This is a genomic window from Streptomyces sp. NBC_01525, assembly GCF_045040405.1.
Taxonomy (GTDB): domain Bacteria; phylum Actinomycetota; class Actinomycetes; order Streptomycetales; family Streptomycetaceae; genus Streptomyces; species Streptomyces benahoarensis.
Genome location: NZ_CP109397.1, coordinates 1,966,526 through 1,982,521 on the forward strand (window position 1 = coordinate 1,966,526; position 15,996 = coordinate 1,982,521).

At 73.9% G+C, this 15,996-nt stretch carries 13 protein-coding genes; 10 read left to right on the plus strand and 3 right to left on the minus strand.

Features of this window, described 5'->3' with window-relative positions; genetic code table 11:
• Nucleotides 1-581: 581 nt before the first annotated feature.
• Both proP and OG422_RS08770 read left to right on the plus strand, forming a co-directional pair.
• Nucleotides 582-1,967: a glycine betaine/L-proline transporter ProP gene (gene proP / locus OG422_RS08765; protein ID WP_251076632.1), complete on the plus strand. Its 1,386-nt coding sequence runs from the start codon at nt 582-584 to the stop codon at nt 1,965-1,967.
• Nucleotides 1,968-2,199: 232 nt separating this feature from the next.
• On the plus strand, nt 2,200-2,526 hold the full coding sequence (locus tag OG422_RS08770) for an antibiotic biosynthesis monooxygenase family protein (RefSeq protein WP_391642774.1): 327 nt from the start codon (nt 2,200-2,202) through the stop codon (nt 2,524-2,526).
• A 267-nt stretch (nt 2,527-2,793) separates the two neighbouring features.
• Here the strand turns inward: OG422_RS08770 and OG422_RS08775 are convergent, their stop codons facing one another.
• Nucleotides 2,794-4,869, minus strand: coding sequence for an MFS transporter (locus OG422_RS08775; protein WP_405741683.1), 2,076 nt, complete (start codon nt 4,867-4,869; stop codon nt 2,794-2,796).
• 861 nt (nt 4,870-5,730) lie between these two features.
• On the opposite strand from OG422_RS08775, the gene OG422_RS08780 reads away from it, so the two are divergent.
• Together OG422_RS08780 and OG422_RS08785 are read left to right on the plus strand one after the other, a co-directional pair.
• Nucleotides 5,731-6,624, plus strand: a complete 894-nt coding sequence (locus OG422_RS08780; protein WP_405741686.1) for a peptidoglycan-binding protein — start codon at nt 5,731-5,733, stop codon at nt 6,622-6,624.
• A gap of 450 nt (nt 6,625-7,074) precedes the next feature.
• Nucleotides 7,075-7,755: an HAD-IA family hydrolase gene (locus OG422_RS08785; RefSeq protein ID WP_405741689.1), complete on the plus strand. Its 681-nt coding sequence runs from the start codon at nt 7,075-7,077 to the stop codon at nt 7,753-7,755.
• A 49-nt stretch (nt 7,756-7,804) separates the two neighbouring features.
• Here OG422_RS08785 and OG422_RS08790 read toward each other — a convergent pair whose 3' ends face one another.
• Entirely contained in the window at nt 7,805-8,386 is a 582-nt protein-coding gene (locus tag OG422_RS08790) for a TMEM165/GDT1 family protein (RefSeq protein ID WP_405741692.1), read from the minus strand.
• Between the two features lie 704 nt (nt 8,387-9,090).
• On the opposite strand from OG422_RS08790, the gene OG422_RS08795 reads away from it, so the two are divergent.
• The 3 genes from OG422_RS08795 (at nt 9,091) to OG422_RS08805 (ending at nt 11,492) form a co-directional block, all read left to right on the plus strand.
• Nucleotides 9,091-9,735, plus strand: coding sequence for an HNH endonuclease family protein (locus OG422_RS08795; protein ID WP_405741695.1), 645 nt, complete (start codon nt 9,091-9,093; stop codon nt 9,733-9,735).
• A gap of 363 nt (nt 9,736-10,098) precedes the next feature.
• Nucleotides 10,099-10,584 (plus strand): DoxX family protein, encoded by a 486-nt coding sequence (locus OG422_RS08800; RefSeq protein ID WP_405741698.1) that lies wholly within the window; start codon nt 10,099-10,101, stop codon nt 10,582-10,584.
• A gap of 269 nt (nt 10,585-10,853) precedes the next feature.
• A complete protein-coding gene (locus OG422_RS08805; RefSeq protein ID WP_405741701.1) occupies nt 10,854-11,492 on the plus strand; it encodes a DedA family protein in 639 nt (212 codons plus the stop codon).
• A 17-nt stretch (nt 11,493-11,509) separates the two neighbouring features.
• On the opposite strand, the gene OG422_RS08810 is transcribed toward OG422_RS08805, so the two are convergent.
• Nucleotides 11,510-12,439 carry a universal stress protein gene (locus OG422_RS08810; RefSeq protein WP_405741704.1) on the minus strand — a complete coding sequence of 310 codons (930 nt, stop codon included), beginning with the start codon at nt 12,437-12,439 and terminating at the stop codon, nt 11,510-11,512.
• Between the two features lie 436 nt (nt 12,440-12,875).
• On the opposite strand from OG422_RS08810, the gene OG422_RS08815 reads away from it, so the two are divergent.
• The 3 genes from OG422_RS08815 (at nt 12,876) to OG422_RS08825 (ending at nt 15,988) form a co-directional block, all read left to right on the plus strand.
• A complete protein-coding gene (locus OG422_RS08815) occupies nt 12,876-14,045 on the plus strand; it encodes a methyltransferase (protein WP_405741707.1) in 1,170 nt (389 codons plus the stop codon).
• Nucleotides 14,046-14,248: 203 nt separating this feature from the next.
• Complete coding sequence (locus tag OG422_RS08820) at nt 14,249-14,908, plus strand: nucleoside/nucleotide kinase family protein (protein WP_405741710.1); 660 nt, start codon at nt 14,249-14,251, stop codon at nt 14,906-14,908.
• A gap of 237 nt (nt 14,909-15,145) precedes the next feature.
• Complete coding sequence (locus tag OG422_RS08825; RefSeq protein ID WP_405741713.1) at nt 15,146-15,988, plus strand: alpha/beta fold hydrolase; 843 nt, start codon at nt 15,146-15,148, stop codon at nt 15,986-15,988.
• The last annotated feature ends 8 nt before the right edge of the window (nt 15,989-15,996 follow it).

Here is a 15,996-nt window from a genome sequence, read left to right on the forward strand (position 1 = left end):
CGGGTGGCGGTCCGGGCGGACCGGGCGGATCCTTGAGTGACGCGACGATCCCTCGGCGCGGTGGCCCGCCACGGGCTGCCGCGCCGGTCGTGTGTGCGGGCCCGGTACGAGGCGTACGTACGGGCCGTCGGTCCCGTGCGGGCCGTACGGCAGCCCCGTGCGCGGCGGGCGGGAAGGCGTGCGGGAGGGGCGCGTGCGAGGAGGGCTGCGCGCGGGGTGTGGGCCGCCTCACCCCGGCGTACGGTTGCAGGCTCTCACCGCGATATGGCTCACACCACGACTCACCGCGGGAACGTCTCCGAAGCCGCGTTTGCCCTGCGTGGAACGGGTAGGCGACCAATTGCGCGGTCATCCGCGCACCGTCCGTGATGACCGGGTCTGCCCCTATGGTCGACTTCGCCCGTCACCCCGTGACGGGACTTTCCTTGTAGTCGACCCAGAGAGCGCAGGCGAGCGAACACGTGCCGACGCAGTCCCCCGTCGCACCGGGGCCCCGTGGCAAGGGCGGCAGCCAGACGGCTGCCGCATCCGACTCGGAAAAGCGCACCGGGGGAACGTCCTCCAAAGGACCTGCCGACGAGGTGACGGTCGTCGAACCGGCGATGGTCAAGCGCGCGGTATCCGCCGCGGCGCTCGGCAACGCGATGGAGTGGTTCGACTTCGGCGTCTACAGCTACATAGCGGTCACCCTCGGCAAGGTCTTCTTCCCGTCCGGGAACCCGACGGCGCAGCTGCTGTCGACGTTCGGCGCGTTCGCCGCGGCGTTCCTGGTCCGGCCGATCGGCGGCATGGTCTTCGGTCCGCTCGGTGACCGCATCGGCCGCCAGAAGGTCCTCGCCGTCACCATGATCATGATGGCTGCGGGCACCTTCTGCATCGGCCTGATCCCCTCGTACGCCTCGATCGGCGTCGGCGCCCCGATCCTGCTGCTCGTCGCCCGCCTGGTGCAGGGCTTCTCCACCGGCGGTGAGTACGGCGGCGCGTCCACCTTCATCGCCGAGTACGCGCCCGACAAGAAGCGCGGCTTCCTCGGCAGCTGGCTGGAGTTCGGCACCCTGGCGGGCTACGTCGGCGGCGCCGGTCTGGTCACCCTGATGACCGCGCTGCTCTCCACCGAGGACCTGCTGTCCTGGGGCTGGCGGATCCCGTTCCTGATCGCGGGCCCGATGGGCATCATCGGCCTCTACCTGCGGATGCGGCTGGAGGAGACCCCGGCGTTCGCGCTGCTGGAGCAGGAGGCACGGACGAAGGAGAAGGAGCGCCGGGAGGCCGAGAAGCGCGTCAGCGTCCGCGAGATGATCTTCGGGCAGTGGCGCTCGATGCTGCTCTGCGTCGGCCTGGTCCTGGTCTTCAACGTCACCGACTACATGCTGCTGTCGTACATGCCGAGCTATCTGACCTCGGAGCTGAAGTACGACGAGACGCACGGGCTGCTGGTCGTCCTCGCGGTGATGGTCGTGATGATGTGCGTCCAGCCGTTCGCGGGGCGGCTCAGCGACCGCTTCGGCCGCCGCCCGGTGATGGCCGCGGGATGTGCAGGGTTCCTGCTTCTTTCGGTGCCCGCGCTGCTGCTGATCCGGCAGGGTTCGCTGCTCGCCATCGCCCTCGGCATGAGCGCGCTGGGCCTGCTGCTGGTCTGCTTCACCTCCACGATGCCGTCGGCGCTGCCCGCGCTCTTCCCGACGAAGGTGCGCTACGGCTCGCTGTCCATCGGCTTCAACATCTCCGTGTCGCTGTTCGGCGGCACCACCCCGCTGGTCGTCACGGCGCTGATCGGCGCGACCGGCGACCGCATGATGCCCGCCTACTACATGATGGCGGCGGCCGTCATCGGCGGTATCGCGGTCTGGCGGATGTCGGAGAGCGCCCGCAAGCCGCTGCCCGGCTCGCCCCCCGCGGTCGAGACCGAGGCGGAGGCCCGCGAGGTCATCCACGCCACCCGCCAGGAGGCCGCCGCGGCCGCCTGACCGGCAAGTCGGTCGGAAGCGGTAGGAAACATGCAGGAGCCCGGTGCGTTACGGCACCGGGCTCCTGCGCGTCCGAGGCCACCGGCCGGGCTCGCTCCCGGCCCGCCGGACGCCGCCCCACCTGCCGGGCCCGCATCCGGCCCCACGCGCCCGCCCCGACCGGCCCCGGCGGCGGCGTCCGGTCGGGGGACCTGCCCCGGGGCCGTCCGCCGGGATGGGGCACGATGGCGGCATGAGCATCGTGAAGATCAACGCACTCACCGTCCCCGCCGAGCAGCGTGAGGTCCTGGAGCAGCGGTTCTCCTCGCGCGCCGGGACCGTCGACTCGTCCGACGGCTTCGAGTGGTTCGAGCTGCTGCGCCCCGTCGAGGGCACCGACCAGTACCTCGTCTACACCCGCTGGCGCGACGAGGCGTCCTTCCAGGCGTGGATGGAGGGGCCGATGAAGGCCGCCCACCAGGGCGGCGGCGAGGGCGGCGAGCGGCCGAAGCCCGCGGCGTCCGGCTCCACCCTCTGGTCCTTCGAGGTCGTCCAGCAGGCCGGTCCGAAGCAGGGCTGACACCGTACCGATCCGGGGCGCCCGCCTGGTGTGGGCGCCCCGGGGGGGGCCGGACCCATTGGGGCCTCCCCCTGGGGCCGGACCGGCCGGCTTGGGCCTCCCTTGGGATCCGGGCCGGCTTGGGCCTCCCTTGGGATCCGGACCGGCTTGGGCCTCCCCCGGTGCCTGGACCGGCTTGGGCCTCCCCCGGGGACGGACCCGCCTGGGCTTCTCCGGGGGCGGGCCTTCCGACCTCCCAGGGGACGCTCCCTCCCGGTTCCGGCCCCCTCACTTCGCCAGATCCGGCGGCCGCGGCGCCGAGCCCGTACGGGGCAGGGTGCGCCGGGCGTCGCCGTTGTGTGGCTCCTCGGCGTCCGAACCGCAGAGTTCCGAGGTCAGCTCGCGTACCAGCTCCGTCAGATCGGTCGGCCGGTCCTTCGTCCACCAGTCGCCGAGCATCCGCGCCAGCGATTCCTGCCGCGCCTCCGCCAGCCGCTCCGCGACCTCCCGCCCGGCGTCGGTGAGCCGCAGGTCGAGGCCCTCGCGTACGGCGAGACCGCGCTCCTCGACCTGCCGGGTGGCCTCGGAGATCACGCCGAGCGGCACGGTGGTGCGGTCGGCGAGGAGGGCCGGTTCCACCGAGCCGTGGTGCTGGATGCGCAGCAGCATCCAGCTGGCCGCCGGTTTCAGATCGAGCCCGGCCCGCTCGGTGATCTTCTCGTAGATCCGTTTGCGGCCCTCCAGGCCGCCGAGGCGGGACAGCGCCCGGGCGCACTCCTCGTACGAGGATCGTTCGACGGGGTTGGACGACAGCACCTCGGTGGTGTCCGGCGCCGTCACGCTGGAGCGCAGCGGCTCTTCCTTCAGGAACCATGCCAGAGCGAACGCGACGAGGACGACGGGCACCGCGTAGAGGAAAACATCGGTGATCGAGACGGAGTAGGCGTTCAGCACACCGGCGCGCAGCGCGGGCGGCAGCTGCCCGGCGACCCGTGGGTCCTGGGCGATGGCGGACGGGGAAATGCCCGGCGGCAGCGGGTGGCCCGCGACGGCGTCGGCGATACGGGGGCCGAGGTTGCCGGCGAAGACCGTGCCGAAGATGGAGACGCCGAAGGACGCGCCGATGGAGCGGAAGAAGGTCGCGCCGGAGGTGGCGACGCCCAGGTCCCGGTAGTCGACGGCGTTCTGCACGATGAGTACCAGCACCTGCATGACCAGGCCGAGCCCGAAGCCGAAGACGAAGAAGTACAGGCTCATCACCGCGACGCCGCTGGCCGGGCCGAGTTGGTGCAGCAGGAGCAGGCCGATGGCGGTCACGGCGGTCCCGGCCAGGGGGAAGAACTTGTAGTGCCCGGTGCGGCTGACGATCTGCCCGGACGCGGTCGACGACAGCAGCATGCCGAGGACCATCGGCAGCATGTGCACACCCGACATGGTGGGCGTGACGCCCTGGACAACCTGCAGGAACGTGGGCAGATACGTCATCGAGCCGAACATCGCGAAGCCGATGACGAAGCCGATGACGGAGGTCAGCGCGAAGGTCCGCAGGCGGAACAGGCGCAGTGGCAGCACCGGTTCGGCGGCCCGCCGCTCCACGGCGACGAACGCGGCCAGCAGGACGAACCCGAGGACGGCGAGCCCGATGATCTGCCAGGAGCTCCAGGGGTAGGTGACGCCGCCGAGCGAGGTCATCAGCACGAAGCAGGCGGCGACCGCAGCGATCAGGAAGGTTCCCTGATAGTCGATGCGGTGCGAGGTGCGGCGGACCGGGATGTGCAGCACGGCGGCGATGACGGCCAGGGCGATCACGCCGATCGGCACGTTGATGTAGAAGACCCAGCGCCAGCTGAGGTGGTCCACGAACACCCCGCCGAGCAGCGGCCCGAGCACGCTGGTGGCGCCGAACACCGCCCCGAAGAGCCCCTGGTACTTCCCGCGTTCCCGGGGCGGTACGAGGTCCCCGACGATCGCCATGGACAGCACGATCAGCCCGCCGCCGCCCAGGCCCTGGAGCGCCCGGAAGCCGATCAGCTCCGGCATGTTCCGGGCGAATCCGCAGAGCACCGAGCCGATCAGGAAGATCACGATGGCGGTCTGGAAGAGTTTCTTGCGGCCGTACTGGTCACCGAGCTTGCCCCACAGCGGGGTCGCCGCCGTCGACGCCAGGAGGTAGGCGGTGACCACCCACGAGAGGTGGTCGAGACCGCCGAGGTCGCTGACGATCGTGGGCAGCGCGGTGGCGACGATGGTCTGGTCGAGTGCGGCGATCAGCATGCCGAGCAGCAGCGCGCCGATCGCGACGAGAACCGTCCGCCGGTCCCCGGCCTCGACGGGCCCCGCCGGTGCCCCGGTGTCCTGCGCCATGAGCGTCTTCCCCTCTCCCGGGCTTCGCGGGTTCCGGATGGGTGGTCTCCGGGCCCGGATGCCGTCGCCGGGCGGCCTGGCGGCCGAGGCCGGGTTTCCCGGCTTCCGGCTCGTGATGCGCCGGGACGACCTGGGCCCCGGGCCCGGTTTCCCGGCCTTCCCGGTCCACCCGGGTACCGGCGTCCCAGCGGGTCCGGCCGTTCCGGCGTTCCAGCCGTTCCGGCCTTCCCGAAGCTCCGGCTCCTCCCGGTTCCGGCCGTCCGGCCTTCTGGTTCTCGCGGCCTCCTCGTCCTCCCGGCACTCGGTGCGCCGTGCCCTGTCAGCGGGCCCGGTACACGGACCCGGTGCACGGAACCGGTCGCCCGGGGTGGCCGTCCATGGCGGGCGCCCGCACCCTCCATCCTGGTGGTTATGTCCGGATCCGGCCCGCCGAGCGCGGGAGCGCCGCCGGTGCGGCGCCCCGCCGGGAGAGGGCCCGCGGCGCGGCGTCCGTACGGTGCGCCCCCGCGCACCCCTTCCGGACACCGCGCGCCGGGCCCGCCCCTCCTGGCGGCCGAGCGCCCCGCACAGCCACCAGGGCGCCTTCCGCCGTACGCCCCTGGATGTGCCGGAGTACCTGCGCGCGCCGGGGCGGGCCTGGATAATCGCAGCGGCCGAACGCCCGCGATGCCGCCGCGGGCCGGGGCAGGTCCGCGCGGCTCCGCCGTACGCCCGGAGGCGGGGACAGCGGGCCGCTCCGGGGCCGCCACGCGCACGTCGGGAGTTCCGGGCACCGCGGGAGGTACCGCTGTGACGTCTGCGAGGTGCCCGTACTGCCTGGCGCCGGAGAGCGGCGGCGGCCGGCCGGCGTGCCTGTGTGCCGTGTCCGCCACGGACGACTTCGAACCGCTGCGCTTACGGCCGTACGTGCTGCTGCCCGACCCCGAGGAACCGCCGCCCGCCCCGGCGTTCCCGCCCGTCGCCCCGCCGCCCCCACCGGGCGGCCCCGGGTGGCGGCCTCCCTCCGAGCCCCCCTCGGCGCCCGCCGCCGGGACCGTCCCGCCCGGTGACGCCCGGCCGCCTCTCGCCGCCCTGCCGGACCTGCGCGGGCTGCGAGGCGTCCGCCCGGTGGCGCGCGCGGGGGCGGTACGCCGGGCCCGGCCGGGGCTCGCGGGGCCGACCTCGCGGACGGTGCGGTGCCCGGAGCCCGGAGCCGAGGCTCCCGCGCCCCCCGGCGCGCGCCCGGGCAAACGCGCCGTACCGGCCGTCCTGGCCATGGCCGGTACCGCGGTGGCCGTGACCGCCGGGCTGCTCGGCGGCGAACCGTTCGCCGACCGGCGCGACCGGGCCGCACCACCCTCCGACGACACGGCCGTCCCGACCGCTGAGGACACCGCACCCGCCGACGACCGCGCCCCGGCGGTCGCGCTGCCGCCGTCGCGCTCCACGGCCCGCGCCGCCTCCCCCGGCCCGGCCTCGGACGCGGCCGTCTCCGCCCCCGGCGCCTGGCACCCCCGCCCACCGGCCCACGGCACCACCACCCCGCCCGCCCCGGTCCCGCTCAGCGAGGGCGCCACCGGCCGCCGGGTGACCGAACTCCAGCTCCGGCTCCGTGAGTTGGGGCTCTACATCGCCCCCGTCGACGGCCGTTACGGCGCGGAGCTCCGGGACGCGGTGGCCCGCTACCAGGCGCGGTACGGCGTCCCGAGCGACCCCCGCGGCGTCTACGGACCCGCCACCCGCGCCTCCCTGGAGTCCCACACGTACGGGCCGTAGAAGGACGCGGGCGCGCCCGGGCCTGCCCCGCACGCCCCCGCGCCCCCGCGCCCCCGCACCAGCCCGCCCCGGAGCGCCCCCGGTGCCGTGACATCAGGCACACCCCGACCCGGGAACTCAGGGGCGCGCGGGCGGTGGACGGGAGCCCCCGGCGTACGCGCAGCCCCGGCACGGCGGGCGCGAGGCCGCCGCCAGGGCGCCCCCGGACCGGGGGCTACGGGCGGCGCACCCCAGGGCGTGCACCCGGCGTTCACACGCGGGCCCACGAACGTTCGGCGGGGGCCGCTTGTCCGCACCCCGACGCGCTTTGTATCGTGTAGGAACAAAGTGGTTCCGCCCGCACTCCCTGACCGGCGGGCGGAGCCACTTGACCTCCCCGCGGCACCGGGCGCGCAGCGGCCCCGCCTGACGGCGCCCTCCGCACTCCCCGTAGCGCCCAGGAGCCCGCCGATGACGGCCACCACCACGCTCACCACCCGCGCCGTGCTGCTGGACATGGACAGCACCCTCGTCAACTCCGAGGCCGTGGTCGAGCGCTGCTGGCTCCGCTGGGCCGACGAGCGGGGGCTGGCCGCGGCGGACGTCCTGCGGGTGGTGCACGGACGTCAGGGCTGGGCCACCATGGCCGCCCTCCTCCCGGACCGCCCGATGGCGGAGAACCTCGCCGACAACCGGCGGATGCTGGCGCAGGAGACCGCCGACACCGACGGTGTGGTGCCGGTCCCCGGCGCGCCCGCCTTCATGGCCGCGCTCGCCGGACTGCCGCACGCCCTGGTGACCTCCGCGGACCGCGCCCTCGCCGACGCCCGGATGGGCGCCGCCGGGCTGCCCATGCCCGCCGTGCGGATCACCGCGGAGAGCGTGGGCGCCAGCAAGCCCGATCCGGAAGGGTTCCTGAAAGGTGCCGCGGAGCTGGGCTTCGCGCCCGCGGAGTGCGTGGTCTTCGAGGACTCCGAGGCGGGCATCGAGGCGGGCCGGGCGGCCGGGATGCGGGTCGTCGGCGTGGGCGACCGGGCCGCGGCCTTCGCGCCGACGGTGCACGTCACCGACCTGACCGGCATCCGCATCGAGGCGCTGCCGGACGGCGGGTTCACTCTGCGCCTGCCCGCCCGGGACGCGGCCGGGGCGTAGGGCCTGCCGCACCGGGTGGCACCGTTCCCGGCCGCCACCCGGTGGAAACTCAGCCGGCGATCGCCTCGTAGAGACTGAATCCGGCCAGCAGCAGCATCACGGCCGCCGCCACCTTGGTGATCAGCTTCAGCGGGACGTGCTTCATCAGCGTGCGGCCACCCAGGATGCCCAGGCCCGCGACGGCCCACAGGCCGAGGACGGCGCCGACGCCGACGGAGACCGGGTCGTCGTAGCGCGCCGCGAGGTTCGCGGTCATGATCTGCGTGAGGTCGCCGAACTCCGCGACCAGGATCATCATGAAGCCCGCCCCGGAGACCTTCCAGAAGCTCTGGTCGGCGGGCCTCTTCACCTCTTCCTCGCCGTCGTCCTTCTTGAAGAGCAGCACGGCGGCGCCCGCCAGGAAGAGCACGCCGACCACGCCCTGGACGAGGCGGTGCGGCAGCAGCGTCAGCACGCTGCCCGCCGCGATGGCCAGCGCCACATGGACGAGGAACGCCGCGGCGACGCCGACGAAGACGTACGAGGCGCGGTAGCGGGTGCCGAGCATGAGACCGGCCAGCGCGGTCTTGTCGGGCAGCTCGGCGAGGAAGATGACGCCGAAGACGACGGCGGCGACGGTAAGGCTGAACACGGGGCGGGATACCTCGTTCGGTCGGGCCGCGCCGAGGGGCCCGTATCCGGGGTCGCTTCGGCACGGCAGCGTCAGGACACTGCGGCCGAAGGTCTCGCTGGCCCGCGTACGCCGATGATTCCTCGACGGTCGCGAGCCTCCGGGCGCCGGCCCGCCGCGAGGGCGGGCAGTATGTCGACGGTCCGGCGAAGAGCTACTCCCCTTCTGCTCCGGCCAAGGGTACGGGGCCTGTCCGTCCACGCGCGCACGGCGCCGGGACCACGTCGCCCGGGAGTCTGCACCGCCACCGGCGTGAACTGTCGTACCGCGCCTGCCGGAACGCGCCGGAGGTCTCCGGGCGGCGGCTCCACGGGCGCCCCGGGCGGCGTGACCAACCCCACGTTCCCGGGTCCGGGCCGGTTCCCGGCGGTGCGGCGAACATCCGCACGAGGAATCCCGGCAGTCACGGCAGTGCCCTTCCGCCCCGGCCGATGCGGCGGCGAGCGGGCGGCGCCCCGTTGACCAGCGGTGGCCCGCGCTCGCACCAGGGGGGCGCGTGCGCGGGAGCGTCCCAACCCCCGTGCCCCGACACGAACATGGCGCGGCATCAAGCCCTTGAACTGACGTGAGCATGTCGTCACTCTGTTACCTGGCGCCTATGTACCGGCCATCCCACACGGCCACCATGGGCCCGCCCCACTTCCCCCCACGTCAAGGGAGTTCCGATGCCAAAGGTCTACGCGCGTCGCCTCACGGTCGCCGCGGGTTCGGCCCTCGCGCTCGTCTGCACCGTGGCCCTGACCGGCCAGACCGCCGAGGCGGCGCCGCCGAGCCCGCCGAGCGCGGCCACCGCCCGGACGTACCTCTCCGAGATCAAGGAGCAGCCCGAGGGTTCGAGCGACGGCTACAGCCGCGACAAGTTCCCGCACTGGATCACCCAGGAGGGCGCCTGCAACACCCGTGAGGTGGTACTCAAGCGCGACGGCACCGACGTCACGACGGACTCCAACTGTGCGGCGGTGAGCGGCACTTGGATCTCGCCGTACGACGACGCCAAGTGGACGAAGGCGTCGGACCTGGACATCGACCACGTCGTGCCACTCTCCGAGGCGTGGAAGTCGGGCGCCTCCCAGTGGACGACCGCGCACCGCCAGGAATTCGCCAACGACCTGACCCATTCCCAGCTCCTCGCCGTCACCGACAACGTGAACCAGGCCAAGGGCGACAAGGACCCGGCGAAGTGGCTGCCGCCGAAGACCTCGTACCACTGCGAGTACGCGCGGATGTGGGTCTGGGTGAAGCACGTGTACGAGCTGACGGCGGACTCGGCCGAGAAGGCCGCGCTGAAGAAGATCCTCGACGGCTGCTGATCCCGTCGGGCGACCGAGATCCGGCGGCCCGCCCGGACTCCCTCGCTCCCTGCCCGCCTTCCGGAGCCCTCCGGGAGGCGGGCTTTCGCATGTCCGGAATCCGGCGGACGACCGCGCCCCGGCGCCGAACACCCGGACGTACAGGGGCAGTCGGGGGCACAGGACACCCGGTGGCGGGTGGTGCGCGGATTTACCGCTGTCCGGACCGTTGACGCGTCCGGCCCCGCACGCATGATTGGTTCAGACCAATCAGTTCGGCAAGGTCGACCGTTGGTTAGAGATTGAAGTTGCAAGCACTATTAGGCATCCCTAACCTATGCCTCCATCGGTTGTCCGTCCCCTCCGAAGCCGTAGGAGTCTCACATGTCCGCTCAGCTCCATCCGCCTACTACCCCCCATACCGGCACCATCACCCCGATAACGTCGCTGACCACGAGATACGCGCCGCACGTCCTCGCGCTCTTCCGGATCGTCGTCGGTCTGCTCTTCGCCTGCCACGGGGCGGCCTCGCTCTTCGGGGTGCTCGGCGGCGCGATGGGCAACGGCTCGGCCCTTCCGGCGGGCTCCTGGCCCGGCTGGTACGCCGCCGTCATCCAGCTCGCCGGCGGCCTCCTGGTCCTGCTGGGCCTCGGCACCCGCGCCGCCGCCTTCGTCAGCTCCGGCTCGATGGCGTACGCGTACTTCTCCGTCCATCAGGGCAACGCGCTGTGGCCGATACAGAACGGCGGCGAACCGTCCGCGATCTACTGCTGGGCGTTCCTGCTGATCCTCTTCCTCGGCCCCGGCGCCTGGCCCCTCGACCGGCTCTTCTTCGGCAGCCGCGACGGCGCACCGGAGGCGACCGACTGACCGCCGCCCCTGGAGAACGGGCCCTCCGCTCACGGTCCGTGATCCCGCCGCCGGTCCGCACGGCGCCTCCCAGGGCGCACCGTTCACCCCTGGAGGCGCCGTTCAAGCCCGGGCACAGGGGGTCGAACCCCCCGGGTGAACGTGAAACGAACAACATCTGTCCCCCTGGGACAAAAGCCGCCGCATCCCAGGCGTACGCTGTACAGCTGTAGAGCCGCCCCTGCCGCCCCATGCGACGTCGCGGCGGGGTCCGGACCGGGAGTGGCACGTTGTTGGAAAGCCTGGGGCCTGTCAGCGGCACCCCCTGGGTGTACGCCCTGGTCAGCCTCTCGATCGTCCTCGACGTCTTCGTGCCGTTCCTGCCCAGCGGCGTCCTGGTGATCGCCGCGGCCACCGCGGCGGCGGGCACCCGTACCGCCGCGGGCGCCGTCGGTGCCCGCGTGGACGGCGGCGCCCCTCTGCCGGAGCTGTGTGCGCTGGTGCTGTGCGCCGCGACCGCGTCGGTCTTCGGCGACATGGTCGCCTACCGGCTCGCCTGGCGCGGCGGTGACCGCTTCGACCGCGCGATCGGCCGCTCCCGCCGTCTGACCGCCGCCCAGCAACGCCTCGGCACCGCCCTGGCCCGGGGCGGCGGCGCCATCGTCGTCCTGGCCCGCTTCGCGCCCGCCGGGCGCTCGGTGGTCAGCCTGGGCGCCGGGGTGGCCCACCGTACGGTCCGCGAGTTCCTGCCCTGGTCCGCGCTGGCGGGCCTGGCCTGGGCCGGGTACAGCGTCAGCCTCGGCTACTTCGGTGGGCAGTGGCTGGGCGCCTCCTGGATGAGCACCGTGCTCTCCGTCTGCGCCCTCGTCGTCGCCGGATCGGCGGCGGCGTTCCTGATGCGCCGCCCGGAACGCCGCGCCTCGGCCTGACCGGCGCCGATCCCCCGTTACGCGCCGGCGTCCGCCTCCGGCTTCCCCGTGGCGACCGTGGCCTGGCCGGGTACGACGGCGATCGGGCAGAGGGCGTGCAGCAGCACCGCGTGCGCCACCGAGCCGAGCCGCCGTCCGAGCGGCAACCGGCGGCGGTGGCGGGCGACGACCACCAGATCGCTCTCCAGCGAGGCGTCCACCAGCAGCCCCGCCGCGTCGGCGCCGCGCAGCTCCACCTCCACCTCGGTCTCCGGGTGGTGCCTGCGGTAGGGGTCGAGCACCTTCGTCAGCTGGTCGGCGAGCGCGTCCTCGTACTCCTGCTGGGTGGCCTCGTAGGCGGCGAGGTACTCGAAGGCGGGCGGCATCAGGAGCGGCCAGGTGTAGCCGGAGATCACCTTCAGACGGGCGCCGCGGCGGCCCGCCTCGGCGAACGCGAAGCCGATGGCACCGGGCTGGTCGTCCTCCGCGTCCACGCCGAGGGTGATCTGCGGCCCGTCGAGCCCGAGCCGTTCACCGTCGGCCCGGCGTCCGCCGCCGCGGTCCGGGCGGGGCACGATGACGACCGGGCAGGCCGCCTGACCGGCGGCGGCGAGGCCGTTCGAGCCGAGCAGCAGGCTGGCGAAGCCGCCGCGCCCGCGCGAGCCGAGGACCAGCATCCGGGCCTCGGCCCCCAGGGCGGGCAGCATGTTGTCGGGCAGTCCTCCGACGCTGCGGAACACCGGGTCGGGCTCTCCCTCCGCCCCCTCCCATTCGTCGCGCAGCCGCGCCAGGACGGGGTCACCGCCCGCCTCCCCGGCGGCGGCCCGCTCGGCCGTGGCGTACGGCCATACGTGCACCACGTGCAGCGGCGCCGCCTGTAGCCGCGCCGCCTCCCTGCCCCAGCGCAGCGCCCGCTCGCTGTCGACGGATCCGTCCACCGCGACGATGACCGGAAGGTTGCCCTCCATGCGACTCTCCTTGGATCTGTGGGGTTCTCTCACGGGCGGGGGCCATCGAACGTCGGGCGGCGCACCGGTGCCCGGCACCGCCCGCGGCGCCCCGGGCAGCCCCCACCCCCGTTGCCCACACGTACGGAAAAGCCCGCCCTGCGATGGTGGAAAACCTCCCACGCCCTTCGCCCCTTTACCGCTGTTCTCATCCTGCCCCGGTGGCTGCCGTACGGCACGGGCCGAAGGTCCCGTACCGGCCGCCCCGGGACCGGGACCTCGGGCGACGCTCCGCGCGCACCGGTGCGGCCGTCCGGCACCGGGTAGAGTCGGCCGTCACCATCCCGCCGCTCCGCCCCTGTGCCCGCGCACGCCGAGGGCGGCCCGGCGCCCCGGGCGGAGCCCCGCCCCGCGGCGTCCGGCCGGGTTCCGCACCATCCACACGAGGCACATTCAGGTGAACGCACCGCCGGTCGTCGCATGGACCGAGGCCGACGAGGCCCGTACCGCCGCATGGCGCTCCGAGAGCGGCGCGCCACCCCCGAAGCACGTCGTGATCGCGGACGACCGGATGAAGGCCGACGCCGCCTACAAGCTCGTCTGCGAGGGCACCGCGCTCCTCTGGCGCGGCGATTTCCACAACGCGCGGCAGATGCTGACGGCGCTGGCCCGCCGCATCGACCGCCGCCCGCGCAAGGCGCCGCCCGCCGATCCCGCGCTCGCGTTCCACCGGCACCGCGCGGCCCAGAACCAACGCGCCCGCATCCTGGGCATGCTGCTCGTCCCCCTCGACGCGGAGCTGGCGGTGCCACTGCCCCGCGCACCCGATGTGCGCGCGGCGTGCGCCCAGGCATACGGGCCGCCCCCGGAGCCCGGCGCCGCGCCCGCGGCCCCCGGAGCCGCCTCGGTCGTCTCCCTGCGCGAACTCCTCGGCCTCATCGGCGCGTACGAGTGGCGCCGCAAGGGCGTCGAGGTCCCGGCGCTGGGCGGCGACCGCATCCACCCGCACTACGGCGTCTTCTCCCCGGCCCGGGGCGAGTACGTCGACCTGGTGGCGGAGGCACCGCTGCCCTCCCTGGAGCTGGCCTTCGACATCGGCACCGGTACGGGCGTCCTCGCCACGGTGCTCGCGCGCCGGGGCGTGCGCCGGATCGTCGCCACCGACCAGGACCCGCGCGCGCTCGCCTGCGCCCGGGAGAACACCGCGCGCCTGGGTGCCGCGGACCGGGTCGAGATCATCGAGGCCGATCTGTTTCCCGAGGGGCGCGCCCCTCTGGTGATCTGCAACCCGCCCTGGGTCCCCGCCAAACCGGCCACCCCGGTGGAGCACGCCGTCTACGACCCCGGAAGCCGCATGCTCCACGGCTTCCTGAACGGCCTGGCGGCCCATCTGACACCGGACGGTGAAGGCTGGCTGATCCTCTCCGACCTGGCAGAACACCTCGGCCTGCGCCCCCGCGCGGAGTTGCTGTCCGCCTTCGAGACGGCCGGTCTGACCGTCGTCGACCGCCATGACATCGCCCCGCGGCATCCTCGGGCGCGCGATGCCTCCGATCCGCTGCATGCGGCGCGGGCGGCGGAGGTGACGTCGTTGTGGCGGTTGACGGCGCGTGCCGGAGAGGGCTGAGGGCACGCCCTTGCGGTGAGCGGGGAGCGGGCCCTTGCGGTGAGCTGCGGTCGTGCCCCCGGTGGCTGACGCCGCGTCCCTTCGGCGGCGGACGTCTACGGGGCGAGCGCGGCGCCGGTCTCCGGACGCCGTCGGGCGCGGGCCCGGCGCCCCCGCAGGCCGCTCCCCCACGCGCGCCGCCCCTCGGGCACCATGGACCCACCATGAATCCGCAGCATCTCCTGACGCGCGCCCGTCGGCTCGCCGCCTCCGCGACGCCCGGGCACCGTCGCCTGCTCGGCATCGCGGGCCCGCCGGGTGCCGGAAAGTCGACGCTCGCCGCCCATCTGGTGGCCCGGCTGGCCGGGCAGGCGGCACTGGTCCCCATGGACGGGTTCCACCTCGCCGCCGCCGAACTGCGCCGCCTGGGCCTCAGCCACCGCAAGGGCGCCCCGGACACCTTCGACCCGGACGGCTACACCGCCCTGTTGGAGCGGCTGCGCCACCCCGTCCCCGGATCGGTCGTCTACGCCCCGGAGTTCGACCGTCGCATCGAGGACCCTGTGGCCGGTGCCCTCCCCGTACCGCCTGAGGTCCCGCTCGTCATCACCGAGGGCAACTACCTGCTCCTGGACACACCTCCGTGGGGGCGCGCCCGCGCCCTGCTGGACGAGGTCTGGTACGTCGACCTGCCCGGCGTGGAACGGGTGCGACGGCTGATCGCGCGTCACGAGCGGTTCGGCACCGCGCGCGACGCGGCGGAGCGCTTCGTCCACACCTCGGACGAGGCCAACGCCCGCCTGGTGGCGGCGACCCGGGAACGCGCCGATCTCGTCGTGGCGTTCAGTCCCGACGTGGCGCCGCAGCCATCCGGCGACGGCTGACCGGGGCAGCGCGGCCGCCGGGTGGAGCGCCAGGCGCCGGGGTGCCGCTTTCGAGGCCGACGGCACGCCCCGCCACCACCACGCGGGCGCTGAACCGCCCGGCCGAGGAATTCCGGCACCTGGCGCACGGCTCGGACGTTGCCCCGAAGGGACCCGGCGAACCACCCGCAGCACCGCGCCCCACCCACCTCGTACGACACAGCTCACCACTCACCGCTCACGAAGGACGGACGGAGCATGACCCAGGGCATCAGCGCATGGAGCGACGTCGAGAACGGCACGGTGCCGATCGACGACGGCGAGCTGTTCTACGAAGCCGCCGGTACCGGCCCCGCCGTGGTGCTGCTGCACGGCGCGCTGCTGGACCAGCGGATGTGGGACGAGCAGTTCACCTGGCTCGTCAACTCCGGCCTCCGCGCGATCCGGTACGACCTGCGGGGCCACGGCCTCTCCTCCACGGCCACCGGCGACTTCGCCCACCACGACGACCTGCGGGCACTGCTCGACGCGCTCGCGGTGGATCGCGCCGTCCTGGTGGGTCTCTCCCACGGCTCCCGCGTGGCCCTCGACGCGGCGCTGGCGCACCCCGAGCGCGTCACGGCGCTGGCGCTCGCCTCACCGGGCATCAGCGGACGCCCCTTCACCGACCCGTTCCTCCTCGACCACCTGCGGGAGCAGTCCGCCGCGATCGGCGAGCCGGACGGTGTCGAGCGGTACGTCGAGCACTTCCTGCGTGGATGGGTGGACGGCCCGCACCGGGCGCCCGAGGCCGTCCATCCCGGGCTGCGCGAGCGGCTGCGCGCCGCAGCCGAGGCCAATGTCGAGGTGCACGCCGAGGGTACGGGTATGCCCCTGGAGATCGGCACCGCCGAGCGGCTCGCCGAGCTGCGCGTCCCCACCCTCGTCCTCGACGGCGACCTCGACAGCCGCGACATCTCCGCCAATGCCCACGCCATCACCCTCGCAGTGCCCGGCGCGCGCCGGGTCCGCATACCCGGCGCCGGACACATGGTCAACCTGGAGAACGTCGGGCAGTTCGACCACGCCCTCCACGACTTCCTCTCGTCCTTGAGCTACTGAGCGTGCGC